We start from the raw sequence: 12,576 nt of genomic DNA, 5'->3' as shown, positions 1-12,576 counted from the left end.
GCCCTGCGGTGCACGAACTGCCGCAACAGCTGGCCAACGGCCTGATCCTCGGCTCGATGTACGGGCTGATCGCCATCGGCTACACGATGGTCTACGGCATCGTCCAGCTCATCAACTTCGCCCACGGCGAGATCTTCATGACCGGGGGCTTCGGCGCCCTCACCACCTGGCTGGCACTGCCCAGCGGCACCTCGATCTGGCTCGCCCTCCCCCTGATGCTCATCGGCGGCATCCTCACCGCCGTACTCATCGCCATGGCAGCCGAGAGATTCGCCTACCGGCCACTGCGCAACGCCCCCCGGCTCGCACCGCTGATCACCGCGATCGGCCTCTCCATTGCGCTCCAGCAGGCCGTCTGGGCCTGGTACCCCCACGCCAAGGACGCCCGCACCTTCCCCCAGATCTCCGGCGGACCCTTCAACATCACCTCCTACATATCCATCCAGCCCGCCGACATCTTCCTGCTCCTCGCCGCACCGCTGAGCATGGTCATCCTCGGCACCTTCGTCCGCAAAACCCGCACCGGCCGCGCCATGCAGGCCACCGCGCAGGACCCGGACACCGCCAAGCTGATGGGCATCAACACCGACCGCATCATCGTCGTCGCCTTCGCCCTCGGCGCCGCCTTCGCCGCCGTCGCCGCCGTCTCCCACGGACTGCGCTACGGCCAGGTCGACTACACGATGGGCTTCCTCGCCGGCCTCAAGGCCTTCACCGCGGCCGTCCTCGGCGGCATCGGCAACATCTACGGCGCCATGCTCGGCGGCCTCGTCCTCGGCGTAGCCGAAGCCCTCGCCACCGCCTACATCGCCGACATCCCCGGCATGCACCAGCTCGGCAGCCAATCATGGGCCGACGTCTGGGCCTTCGTCCTCCTCATCGTCGTCCTCCTCGTCCGGCCACAAGGCCTGCTCGGCGAGCGCGTCGCGGATCGAGCGTGAACCCGATGACCAACACCGCCACCGGCGCCACCGAGCGCACCCCCGTCATCCCCCTCCCGCCCACCGCAGCCCGCGCGGCCACCGCCATCGGCGCCGTCGCCACCGCCGCATCCACCTTCCTCGCCTGGACCTGGACCACCGACTTCCCCGGCGACCTCACCGTCACCGGCTACCCCGGCGGCCTCCAGGTCCTCACCCTGGTCGCCGCACTGCTCGCGCTGCTGTACACCGTCGCCTCCTACCGCATCCGCGGCCTGCGCTGGCTGCTCCCCACCGGGTCCGACAACGCCGTGGCGCTCCTCGCCATCGGCGCCTTCGCCACCACCTGGTACACCCTCATCGCGATCACCACCGAACTCGGCGGCATCGTCAACCTCGAACCCGGCGGCTACGTCGCCGGCGCGGCCTCCCTGGTCCTCCTCCTCGGCGCCCTCGGCCTCCCCCTGGACCGCCACACCAAGGAGCACACCGCCGACCGCCCGGCGCTCGCCCTCGCCCTGCGGATCTCCTTCGCCAAACGGCCCCTCAAGGCCCCCAAGGCGCTCTCCGCCGGGGCCGAGATCCTCATCGTCATCGCCGCCTACGCAGTCGCCCTCGGCGTCTTCACCTACGGCATCGACACCTCCTACGCCGAACTCTTCGCGGGCTTCCTCATCACCACCGGCTTCGGTGTCACCGCCCTCGGCCAGGCCGGTGTCCTCAGCCGCCTCTCCGCCATCGCCGCCCACCAGCGGCCCATCGCCGTCGCCGCCGCCTTCGCGGCCGCCGCGGCCTTCCCCTTCACCCAGTCCGACGACCAGTACGCCACCATCGGCGTCAACATCCTGGTCTTCGCCACCGTCGCCCTCGGCCTCAACATCGTCGTCGGCCTCGCCGGCCTCCTCGACCTCGGCTACGTCGCCTTCCTCGGCGTCGGCGCCTACGCCGCCGCACTGGTCTCCGGCTCCGCCTCCTCCCGCTTCCACACCATCCACTTCCCCTTCTGGGCCGCCGCCCTCACCGGCGCCGCAGCCGCAATGGTCTTCGGCGTCCTCATCGGCGCCCCCACCCTGCGGCTGCGCGGCGACTACCTCGCCATCGTCACCCTCGGCTTCGGAGAGATCTTCCGCATCGCCGTCCAGAACATGGACGGCACTACCGGCCCCAACCTCACCGGCGGCCCCAACGGCATCCACGACATCCCCGACCTGAAGATGTTCGGATTCGACTTCGGCGCAGCCCACGACATCGGCGGCATCACCCTCGGCAGGTTCGCCAACTACTACCTGCTGATGCTGCTCTTCACCGTCATCGTCGTCACCGTCTTCAGCCGCGCCAGCAACTCCCGCATCGGACGCGCCTGGATCGCCATCCGCGAAGACGAAACCGCCGCACTCGCCATGGGCATCAACGGCTTCCGCCTCAAACTGCTCGCCTTCGCCCTCGGCGCCGGCCTCGCAGGCCTCGCCGGCACCGTCCAGGCCCACGTCACCTTCACCGTCGTCCCCGAGCAGTACCAGTTCGCCGGCCCCGTACCCCCCAACTCCGCCTTCCTGCTCGCCGCCGTCGTCCTCGGCGGCATGGGCACCATCAGCGGACCCCTGCTCGGCGCCAGCCTCCTCTACCTCATCCCCGCCAAATTCCAATTCCTCCAGAACTACCAGCTCCTGGGCTTCGGAATCGCCCTCGTCCTGCTGATGCGCTTCCGGCCCGAAGGCCTCATCGCCAGCCGCAGGCAGCAGCTCGAGTACCACGACGACATCCCCACCGACAGCGGCCCCGTCGCCACCGTCACCGGCAAGGACGTCGCCGGCCTCACCCAGGCAGGGGCGTGACCACCATGACCACCGACACCATCACCACCCCCGCCGGGAACACCGCACCCGCCCCCGGCACCCCCCTCCTCCAGGCCGGCGGCGTCACCATGCGGTTCGGCGGCCTCACCGCCGTCAACAACGTCGACCTCACCGTCAACACCGGCGAGATCATCGGCCTCATCGGACCCAACGGCGCCGGCAAGACCACCTTCTTCAACTGCCTCACCGGCCTGTACGTCCCCACCGAAGGCACCGTCCGCTACCAGGGCAACATCCTCCCCGCCAAACCCTTCAAGGTCACCCAGGCAGGAATCGCCCGCACCTTCCAGAACATCCGCCTCTTCGCCAACATGACGGTCCTCGAGAACGTCATCGTCGGCAGCCACTGCCGCACCAAGCAAGGCATCCTCTCCGCCCTGCTGCGCGGCCCCGGCTTCCGCCGCACCGAACGCGAATCCCGCGACAAGGCCATGGAACTGCTCCGCTTCGTCGGCCTCGACGGCAAAGCCGAGCACCTCGCCCGCAACCTCCCCTACGGCGAGCAGCGCAAGCTCGAAATCGCCCGCGCCCTCGCCAGCGAGCCCGGACTCCTCCTCCTCGACGAGCCCACCGCCGGCATGAACCCCCAGGAAACCCGGGTCACCGAAGAACTCATCTTCGCCATCCGGGACCAGGGCATCGCCATCCTGGTCATCGAGCACGACATGCGGTTCATCTTCAACCTCTGCGACCGCACCGCCGTCCTCGTCCAGGGCCAGAAGCTCATCGAAGGCGACTCCGCCACCGTCCAGAGCGACGAACGCGTCATCGCCGCCTACCTCGGCACCCCCTTCGAAGGCGCCCCCGGCGAAGAAGAAGCACAGGAGGTCCAGGCCGCCGAAGCACACGCCGCCGAGGCAGCCGGAGCGGCGGACACCGCCGAGGAGCCCGCCGACGCGCAGCCCACCGCGGCCCAGGAGCCCGCCGACGCGCAGCCCACCGAGGCGCCCACCGAGTCCGAGGAGGACGCCAAGTGACCGCCCTGCTCGAGGTCGAGGACCTCCGCGTCGCCTACGGCAAGATCGAAGCCGTCAAAGGCATCAGCTTCACCGTCGACGCCGGCCAGGTCGTCACCCTCATCGGCACCAACGGCGCCGGCAAGACCACCACCCTGCGCACCCTCTCCGGGCTCCTCAAGCCCATCGGCGGCCAGGTCAAGTTCGAGGGCAAACCACTCCACGGAGTCCCCGCCCACAAAATCGTCTCGCTCGGACTCGCCCACTCCCCCGAAGGCCGCCACATCTTCCCCCGGATGACCATCGAGGAGAACCTCCTCCTCGGCGCCTTCCTCCGCCGCGACACCCCAGGCATCCAACAGGACGTGGAAAAGGCCTACACCCTCTTCCCCATCCTCGGCGAACGCCGCAAGCAGGCCGCAGGCACCCTCTCCGGCGGCGAACAGCAAATGCTCGCCATGGGCCGCGCCCTCATGTCCCGACCCAAACTGCTCATGCTGGAAACCCTCCATGGGCCTCTCCCCCATCATGATGCAGAAGATCATGTCCACCATCACCGAGCTGCGCGCCTCCGGCACCACCATCCTGCTCGTCGAGCAGAACGCCCAGGCCGCACTCTCCCTCGCCGACCAGGGCTACGTCATGGAGACCGGCACCATCGTCCTCAAGGGCACCGGCCAACAGCTCCTCCACGACGACTCCGTCCGCAAGGCCTACCTCGGCGAGGACTGACCCACCCCGGACACCCCGGACAGCCCAAGGGCCCGGCCGCCGAGCGGCCGGGCCCATCCACATCCCACGCGGCTACGCCTCCTCGGACTTCTTACGGTCCTGGGCATCGCCCTCCTCGATCACAGCCTCCGCCACCGCCCGCATGGTCATCCGGCGGTCCATGGAGGTCTTCTGGATCCAGCGGAACGCCGCCGGCTCGGTCAGCCCGAACTTGGTCTGCAGCACACTCTTCGCCCGGTCCACCAGCTTGCGGGTCTCCAGCCGCTGGTTGAGGTCGGCGATCTCGCCCTCCAGCGCACGGATCTCCGTGTACCGGGACACCGCCATCTCGATCGCCGGCACCAGATCGCTCTTGCTGAACGGCTTCACGATGTACGCCATCGCCCCGGCATCCCGGGCCCGGTCGACCAGCTCCCGCTGCGAGAACGCCGTCAGCATCAGGGTGGGCGCAATGTGCGCCTCATGGATCTGCTCAGCGGCGGACAGCCCGTCCAGCACCGGCATCTTCACATCCAGGATCACCAGGTCCGGCCGCAGCTCCTCGGCGAGCTTCACGGCGGTCTCCCCGTCCCCGGCCTCACCGACGACGGTGTAGCCCTCCTCCTCAAGCATCTCCTTGAGGTCCAGCCGGATCAACGCCTCGTCCTCGGCGATGACAATCCGGGTGACCTCGGGCGACACGGGCTCGTTCTGCTCGTCGGCGGTGCTCACGGGACTCCTCGTTCCGGCCGGGTACTGCATGCACGAGGGTATCTACACACTCGGCCGGACACACACACGGTAGGCTGCTCAGCAACAACCTGGCCGGGTTGGTGGAACGGCATACACGGATGTCTCAAACACATCTGCCCGAGAGGGCTTGCGGGTTCGAATCCCGCACCCGGCACCCGACAGACCTCGTCAATCACCCAAATCGGCGACGTTGACGGAGCGCCGTTGACGCGATCCATCCGATCGAATGTACGTTCCCCATTTTGCTTGAGGCTTGGCACTGCGGTCTCGCAATCTGTGTCCATGAGGTGGCCAGATGAGATTCGCGACCAGGTAGTCCACGCCTGCCGTACGGGCCGGTCGTATCGAGAAGTCTCGGTGCAGTACGGGATTCCGCGCGGCACCGTCGGCTACTGGGTACACAGAGATCGAGTCACACGGGGAGAGCCGACACCCCCGCGGCCAACCTTCTGTCCCCGGTGCAACGGGAGCTCATTCCCAGCCGGTGCGTATGCGTACGTCCTGGGTCTCTACCTCGGCGACGGCCACATCGTCTCAAGAAGAAGCAGCACCACTTGGCGATCTCGTGCTGCGATGCCTGGCCCGGACTGATCAAAGAGGCCGAGTCAGCGATGAAAGCCCTGTTGCCCGCCTACGCCACCAGTCTTCGCCCTCGGAAGGGGTGCACCGATGTCCACTCGTACACCGAACACTGGCTCTGCATGCTTCCGCAACACGGTCCGGGCAAGAAGCACCAGCGCCCGATCGAACTCGTCGGGTGGCAGCAAGAGATCGTGGACCGCCACCCCTGGTCCCTGATCCGCGGGCTGATCCACTCCGACGGCTGTCGCATCACCAACTGGGCCACCAGGATCGTGGCGGGCGAGAAGAAGCGCTACGAGTACCCGCGATACTTCTTCACCAACAAGTCGGAGGACATCATCCGCCTCTTCACCGACACCCTGGACGCCGTCGGTGTCCAGTGGAAGGCCGCCCCGCACAGCGGCGGGGCCGTCAATGTCTCCGTGGCCCGCCGGGAGTCCGTCGCGCTGATGGATCTGCACGTGGGGCCCAAGTACTGATGAGGGGGCCCGGGCGCCGCCGTGGGTGGTGGGGCGTCCGGGCCGCGGGGTCAGTACTGCCGGGGTGCGTCGTCCTCGCCGACGTGGTGGACGCGGACGAGGTTGGTGCGGCCGGCGAGTCCGGGTGGGGAGCCGGCGGTGATGACGACGACATCACCCTGCTTGCAGCGGCCGATCTTCAGCAGCTGCGCGTCGACCTGGGCGATCATCTCGTCGGTGCTCGCGGCAAGGGGGCCGAGGAAGGTCTCCACGCCCCAGGTGAGGGAGAGCTGGCTGCGTACGGCCGGCTCGTAGGTGAAGGCGAGCACGGGGATGGGTGAGCGGTAGCGGGTGAGGCGTTTGGCGGTGTCGCCGCTCTGGGTGAAGGCGACGAGGAACTTGGCGTTGAGGAAGTCGCCGATCTCCGCGGCGGCCCGGGCAACGGCGCCGCCCTGGGTGCGGGGCTTGTTGCTCGTGGTGAGCGGGGGCAGGCCCTTGGCGAGGATGTCCTCCTCGGCGGCCGTGACGATCCTGGCCATGGTCCTGACGGTCTCGACCGGGTACTTGCCGACGCTGGTCTCGCCGGAGAGCATCACCGCGTCGGTTCCGTCGAGCACGGCGTTGGCGACGTCGCTGGCCTCTGCGCGGGTGGGGCGGGAGGCGTGGATCATCGAGTCGAGCATCTGGGTGGCGACAATGACGGGCTTGGCGTTCCGCTTGGCGAGTTTGATGACGCGCTTCTGGACCAGGGGGACCTGCTCCAGCGGCATCTCCACGCCGAGGTCACCGCGGGCGACCATGAAGCCGTCGAAGGCCTCGATGATGGATTCGAGGTTGTCGACCGCCTGGGGCTTCTCGATCTTGGCGATGAGGGGGACCCGGCGGCCCTCTTCGGCCATGATGCGGCGGACGTCGTCGGCGTCCGCGCCGGTGCGGACGAAGGAGAGGGCGATCAGGTCGGCCCCGATGTCCAGTGCCCAGCGCAGGTCTGCGACGTCCTTGTCGGAGAGTGCGGGGACGCTGACGGCGACGCCGGGGAGGTTGAGCCCCTTGTGGTCGGAGACCATGCCGCCTTCGAGGACGGTGCAGTGGACGCGGGGTCCGGCGACGTCGGTGACCTCGAGGGCGACCCGGCCGTCGTCGACCAGGATGCGCTCGCCGCGGGTGACGTCGGCGGCGAGCCCCTGGTAGGTGGTGCCGCACATGGTGCGGTCGCCCTGGACCCCGTCCTCGGTGGTGATGGTGAAGTCGTCGCCGCGTTCGAGGAGGACGGGGCCTTCGGTGAAGGTGGCCAGGCGGATCTTGGGTCCCTGGAGGTCGGCGAGGATGCCGACGCTGCGACCGGCCTCGTCGGAGGCCTTGCGGACCCTGCGGTATCGCTCCTCGTGTTCGGCGTAGGAGCCATGGCTGAGGTTGAGTCGGGCGACGTCCATACCTGCTTCGACCAGAGCTTTGATCTGATCGTAGGAGTCGGCTGCCGGCCCGAGGGTGCAGACGATTTTTGCTCGGCGCATGGGTCGAGCCTAGGGATTACCGGCGCGTAACACCGAAGCGCTGGCGGTTCGTCACATGACGTGTGGGGAAAGCCCTGTTGAACATTGCGGTCATGCCTGGCGGGGTGCGGGAGACCCGGTCGAGGACGGGCCCTCAGGGGTTGCCGGGGCTGCTGTCGGGTCGGGGCGGGTGGCGAGGGCTGCGTCCAGCAGGGCCTCGGCGACGACCCGGGCGGCGGCGGAGGCGGTGGGGTCGCGGTCCATTCGGGCGGACATCCCGCTGCCGTCGTAGAGGAAGTGCAGTTGGCGGGCGAGGACGGCAGGTTCGGGGGCGCCGGCCTCGGCGGCCAGTTCGGTGAAGAGCGAGCGGATCCAGGCCCGGTAGGCGTCCGCGGCGCGCTCGACGGTGCCGCCCGCCGGTGCTTCGGCGCTGGCGCTGGCGAAGGCGCAGCCCCGGTAGGTGGGCTCGGCGAACTGTTCGGCCTGGTAGTCGAAGATGCCGAGGAGGCGGCTGCGTGGGGTGTGGTGGCGGGTGAGGGCCTGGGTGAGGCGGGCGGCGATGTGGGCGTGGCGGCCTTGGAGGTAGGCGCCGACGAGTTCGTCCTTGCTGCCGAAGGTGTTGTAGAGGGAGGCTTTGGCCACTCCGGCGTGTTCGATGATGCGGTCGATGCCGACGGTGTGGATGCCCTCGCGGTAGAAGAGTTCGTCGGCTGCGGCGAGCAGGCGGTCTCGGGCGGGGGCTTTTGGTGCGGTTTTGTGGGTGTGTTCGGTGGCCATGGTGCTGCCCTCCAGACAGGTCTGTCTATTCTAGCGCGGCGTCGATCTGGTCGGAGGTCACCACGACGAGTCCGGGAGTCTCGTCCTGCCGGCGGAGCAGCAGGCCGAGGAGGGCGGAGGCGGCGAGCAGGATGACGACGGCGCCGTATTCGCGGGCGGTGGTGTAGAGGCCTCCGACGTGGACGATGAGGTATCCGGCGACCATGGCGGGGAGGCCGAGGCCGAGGTAGCTGACGGTGTAGAGCAGGGAGAGGACTCCGGCTCGCTGGTGTGGGGCGGCGAGGGGCATGACGAAGCGGATGCCGCCCTGGAAGCCGCCGCCGAAGCCGAGGCCTGCGATGACGGTGGCGACGAAGAAGCCTGTGACGGAGCCGGCGGAGAGGGAGGCGAGGACGCCTGCGACTCCGATGACGGTGGCGGCGACTCCGGTGGTGACGAGGCGGCGGGCGGGGGTGTTGCGCTGCAGGATCACGGCGAGGGCGGCGGCTCCGGCGAGGACGAACAGGGCGAGTCCGCCGAGGAGGACGGAGCCGGTGCCGCCGGTGAGCTGGCGGGTGAGGGCGGGGCCGAGGGCTCCGTAGAAGCCGGCGAGCGCCCAGACGGCGAAGAGTACGGGGGCGGCTGTGAGGACGGGGCCGCGGAGGGTGCGCGGGAGGGAGATCTCGGGGGTGAGGCTGGCGAGGGCGCCGCTCTTGCGGGTGACGGTTTCGGGCATCAGCAGGACGCCTGCGGCCTGGAGGGCGAAGACGGCGAGCAGCAGGAGGTAGATGAGGTGGGTGGGGGCGGGGAGGAACTGGACCACGAGGGCGGAGAGCATGGCGCCGGTGCCGGTGCCGATGCCGGGGGCGACGGAGTTGGCGAGTGCTCCGCGGTCCCGGTGGAGGTCCATCATGCCTGCGCCGAGTGCGCCGAGTGCGGCGCCGGTGGCGAGGCCTTGGGCGACGCGGGCGATGAGGAGTTGGGGGACTCCGTCGGCGGTGGTCATCAGGATCATGGCGATGACCTGGCCGGCGAGTGCGGCGAGGAGGACGGGCTTACGGCCGAGGTGGTCGGAGAGCCGGCCGAGGGTGAGCAGTGCGGCGAGGACGGCCATGGCGTAGACGCCGAAGACGATGGTGGTGGTGAGGGGGGTGAAGTGCCATTGGGCTTGGTAGGTGGCGTAGAGGGGGGTGGGGGCGCTGGAGGAGGCGAGGAGGCTGACGATGATGCTGGCGAGGAGGAGCAGGGAGGCGGTGGCGGAGAGGCGTCGGGGTGGGCGGGGGTCGGCGCGGCTGTGTCGGCTGGGGGTTGGGCGGCGGGTGTCGAGGGTGGTGGGGCTGTTCGGCATGGGGGGTCCTGACGACGCTGGAGTGTGTAGACCGGTCTGTTCACCATAATAGACAGACCTGTCTGTCCTGTCGCTGTGCCCAACCCCCTGGGCTACCCCTGCATTCCTTCGGAGCGGAGGAATCTCGGGCGAGTCCGACCAGGACGCACCCGGCGCGGACGCGGGCGCAGGCACCGGGGTGGCCGACGGCAACTGGGCGGCCGACGGCGACCGGGGGTAGGCGGCGACCGGGGGGTAGGCGGCGCAGCGGGCCGCGGCGCGCGGAGCCTCCCCGGCCGGGCCTGGTCCGGGCGGGGCATGCGAGCCCGGGGCGCCGCCCCCCGAGCCGCGCGGGCGGTGCCCCTTCGGGCGGGGCGCGCGACGAGGGTCCGACGGGCGGCCGGTGGGCCGGGCGGGCAGGATGGTGGAGCGGCCCGCGGCGCGCGTGTCCGCCCTCTTCCGCTATGCCGTTTCTGTCTGTTGCTTTTGCCGGGCGGTCAGTTGATCGAAACCTGTAGGGGCTATCGCTGGGCGGGTTGGACGGGCAGACTTCTACGCGCGTCGCCCTGCGAGGTGACGGACCTGTCCTGCCTGCCCTGGAGACCGTATGCCCCTCAACCGTCGTGATTTCGTGGCCCGTTCAGCGGCGACCGCCGCCGGTGCCGCGCTTGCCGGCGGCGCATCAGTGGCCGCAGCCCAGCCCGCTGCGGCCGGCGAAATGCCGAAGAAGCACCCGGTCACGGAGTCGTTCGCGGTGCTGGGCACCACCGATCTGCACGGCAACGCCCTCAACTGGGACTACTTCACCGATGCGGAGTACGACGACTCCGCGCACAACGACGTGGGCCTGGCGAAGATCTCGACCCTGGTGAACGGCATCCGCAAGGAGATGGGGCGGGGCAGGACCCTGCTGATCGACGCGGGCGACACCATCCAGGGCACGCAGCTCAGCTACTACTACGCCCGGATCGAGCCGATCGACCAGGGTGGCAAGCACGCCCCGGTGCACCCGATGGCGCTGGCGATGAACCACATCGGCTATGACGCGGCGGCGCTGGGCAACCATGAGTTCAACTACGGCATCCCGCTGCTGCGGGCGTTCGAGAAGCAGTGCGACTTCCCGCTGCTGGGCGCCAACGCCCTGGATGCGACGACGGAGCGGCCGGCGTTCCCGCCGTATGCGATCCGGCGGATACGCACCGACCGGGGCCGGGACATCAAGGTCGGCATCCTGGGTCTGACCAACCCGGGCATCGCCATCTGGGACAAGGGCAACGTCCAGGGGAAGCTGACCTTCGCGGGCATCGTGGAGCAGGCGAAGGTGTGGGTGCCCCGGCTGCGGGCGGCCGGTGCCGATGTGGTGATCGTCTCCGCGCACACGGGCGCCGACCAGCCGTCCTCGTACGGGGATCAGATCCCGTGGCCGGAGAACGCGGGTGTGGCGGTGGCCGAGCAGGTCCCCGGGATCGACGCGATGCTGATCGGCCATGCCCATGTGGAGATCGCCCAGCGCATCGTGGTCAACAAGGAGACAGGCCGCAATGTGGTGCTGTCCGAGCCGCTGAAGTGGGGTGAGCGGCTGACCCGGTTCGACTTCGACGCGGAGTTCTCGCACGGCTGCTGGCAGGTCACCGGGGTGCGCTCCACCGTGATCAACTCCAACACGGCGGCCGAGGACCCCGCGGTGGTGTCGCTGCTCGCCGCGGAGCACAAGAAGGTCGTGGCGTATGTCAACCAGGTGATCGGCACCTGCACCGAGCCGCTCTCCATCGCCGAGGCGCCGTTCAAGGACGTGCCGATCATCGACCTGATCGGGCGGGTGCAGGCCGACACGGTGAAGGCGGCGCTGGCGAGCACCCAGTACGCCGCGCTGCCGGTGCTGGCGCAGGCCGCGCCGTTCAACCGTACGGCGGCGATCCCGGCGGGCGAGGTGAAGCTGCGGGACGCGGCCGGGCTGTACATCTTCGAGAACACCCTGGAGGCACGGAAGCTGACGGGTGCTCAGATCCTGGACTACCTGGAGTACTCGATGAAGTACTTCACCCAGGTTCCGGTGGGCGCTCCGGTGGACACCGCGACGCTCACCAACGCGGACAACACCCCCGACTACAACTTCGACTCGGTGTACGGCGTCTCCTATGACGTCGACATCTCCAAGCCGGTGGGGCAGCGGATCGTCAACCTGTCGTACGGGGGCGCGCCGATCGACCCGGCGGCGGAGTTCGTGCTGGCGGTGAACAACTACCGGGCGAACGGCGGCGGCAACTTCCCGCATGTGGCGTCGGCGCCGGTGCTGTGGACCAACTCGGACGAGATCCGCAATACGATGATCGCCTGGGTGAAGGACAAGGGCGCCATCGACCCGGCGGACTTCGCCTCGGTGGACTGGCGGCTGGTCCGCGAAGGTGTCCCGGTCTTCTGACCGGGCTGGGCGGGTGGGCCCGCGGCTGGGGCGGGAACCGGGGGTGGCCGGTTCCCGCCTCAGCTGTGTCCGGACCGTCCGCGGGGCGGTCGGCCGGCGGCCGTCCGTGTCCCCGTTCCGGCGCCGCCGCCTCACACCGACGCCGCCTCACACCGCTGACGCCTCACACCGCTGCCGCCCGACACCCGCCGCTGCCTCACACCGCCACCGCCGTCGGCTGCACGTGCGGCGCGGTTCCCCTGCGCCACGGGGCTCATGCCGCGCCCGGATGACATGGTGCTGCACCACCCGGTCGGGCCCTCGTGCACCGGACGGGTTCCCTGCCGGGTGATGTCCCGTCGG

The 12,576-nt window shown here is 69.4% G+C and carries 8 protein-coding genes, 1 tRNA gene and 2 pseudogenes; 7 read left to right on the top strand and 4 right to left on the bottom strand.

Annotated elements, in window-relative coordinates; translation table 11 throughout:
• Window positions 1–8 precede the first annotated feature (8 nt).
• The 4 genes and pseudogenes from AB0761_RS29315 to AB0761_RS29300 all read left to right on the top strand — a co-directional run bounded on the left by AB0761_RS29315 (window position 9) and on the right by AB0761_RS29300 (window position 4,464).
• A complete protein-coding gene (locus AB0761_RS29315; protein WP_377272148.1) occupies window positions 9–941 on the top strand; it encodes a branched-chain amino acid ABC transporter permease in 933 nt (310 codons plus the stop codon).
• 5 nt (window positions 942–946) lie between these two features.
• Window positions 947–2,755, top strand: coding sequence for a branched-chain amino acid ABC transporter permease (locus AB0761_RS29310; RefSeq protein ID WP_377272147.1), 1,809 nt, complete (start codon window positions 947–949; stop codon window positions 2,753–2,755).
• A 5-nt stretch (window positions 2,756–2,760) separates the two neighbouring features.
• The gene (locus tag AB0761_RS29305; RefSeq protein WP_377272146.1) at window positions 2,761–3,753 is read left to right on the top strand and encodes an ABC transporter ATP-binding protein; all 993 of its coding nucleotides are present in this window, start codon (window positions 2,761–2,763) and stop codon (window positions 3,751–3,753) included.
• Window positions 3,750–4,464 (top strand): annotated as a pseudogene (locus tag AB0761_RS29300) (ABC transporter ATP-binding protein). The gene AB0761_RS29305 and the pseudogene AB0761_RS29300 overlap by 4 nt, the downstream one beginning before the upstream one ends.
• 72 nt (window positions 4,465–4,536) lie before the next feature.
• Here AB0761_RS29300 and AB0761_RS29295 read toward each other — a convergent pair.
• A complete protein-coding gene (locus tag AB0761_RS29295; RefSeq protein ID WP_377272145.1) occupies window positions 4,537–5,175 on the bottom strand; it encodes an ANTAR domain-containing response regulator in 639 nt (212 codons plus the stop codon).
• Between the two features lie 92 nt (window positions 5,176–5,267).
• On the opposite strand from AB0761_RS29295, the gene AB0761_RS29290 reads away from it, so the two are divergent.
• Together AB0761_RS29290 and AB0761_RS29285 are read left to right on the top strand one after the other, a co-directional pair.
• A tRNA-Leu gene (locus AB0761_RS29290) sits at window positions 5,268–5,350 on the top strand.
• Between the two features lie 128 nt (window positions 5,351–5,478).
• Window positions 5,479–6,257, top strand: a pseudogene (locus AB0761_RS29285) (helix-turn-helix domain-containing protein).
• A 50-nt stretch (window positions 6,258–6,307) separates the two neighbouring features.
• Here AB0761_RS29285 and pyk read toward each other — a convergent pair.
• From pyk to AB0761_RS29270, 3 genes are all read right to left on the bottom strand, one after another.
• A complete protein-coding gene (gene pyk / locus AB0761_RS29280) occupies window positions 6,308–7,750 on the bottom strand; it encodes a pyruvate kinase (RefSeq protein WP_377272144.1) in 1,443 nt (480 codons plus the stop codon).
• Between the two features lie 90 nt (window positions 7,751–7,840).
• A complete protein-coding gene (locus AB0761_RS29275; protein ID WP_377272143.1) occupies window positions 7,841–8,506 on the bottom strand; it encodes a TetR/AcrR family transcriptional regulator in 666 nt (221 codons plus the stop codon).
• 25 nt (window positions 8,507–8,531) lie between these two features.
• Window positions 8,532–9,833, bottom strand: coding sequence for an MFS transporter (locus tag AB0761_RS29270; protein WP_377272142.1), 1,302 nt, complete (start codon window positions 9,831–9,833; stop codon window positions 8,532–8,534).
• Between the two features lie 586 nt (window positions 9,834–10,419).
• Here AB0761_RS29270 and AB0761_RS29265 point away from each other — a divergent pair.
• Window positions 10,420–12,234, top strand: a complete 1,815-nt coding sequence (locus tag AB0761_RS29265) for a bifunctional metallophosphatase/5'-nucleotidase (protein WP_377272141.1) — start codon at window positions 10,420–10,422, stop codon at window positions 12,232–12,234.
• Window positions 12,235–12,576: the final 342 nt, after the last annotated feature.

This window comes from Peterkaempfera podocarpi (assembly GCF_042466665.1).
GTDB lineage: Bacteria > Actinomycetota > Actinomycetes > Streptomycetales > Streptomycetaceae > Peterkaempfera > Peterkaempfera podocarpi.
The sequence above is the reverse complement of the archived record's forward strand: the minus strand, read 5'-3'. Positions and strand labels throughout refer to the sequence as shown.

Bases quoted from the DNA above. Each gene is read 5' to 3' on its own strand.
- AB0761_RS29310 (WP_377272147.1), top strand. From the start codon at position 947: ATGACCAACACCGCCACCGGCGCCACCGAGCGCACCCCCGTCATCCCC.
- AB0761_RS29305 (WP_377272146.1), top strand. From the start codon at position 2,761: ATGACCACCGACACCATCACCACCCCCGCCGGGAACACCGCACCCGCC.
- pyk (WP_377272144.1), bottom strand. From the start codon at position 7,750: ATGCGCCGAGCAAAAATCGTCTGCACCCTCGGGCCGGCAGCCGACTCC.
- AB0761_RS29275 (WP_377272143.1), bottom strand. From the start codon at position 8,506: ATGGCCACCGAACACACCCACAAAACCGCACCAAAAGCCCCCGCCCGA.
- AB0761_RS29270 (WP_377272142.1), bottom strand. From the start codon at position 9,833: ATGCCGAACAGCCCCACCACCCTCGACACCCGCCGCCCAACCCCCAGC.
- AB0761_RS29265 (WP_377272141.1), top strand. From the start codon at position 10,420: ATGCCCCTCAACCGTCGTGATTTCGTGGCCCGTTCAGCGGCGACCGCC.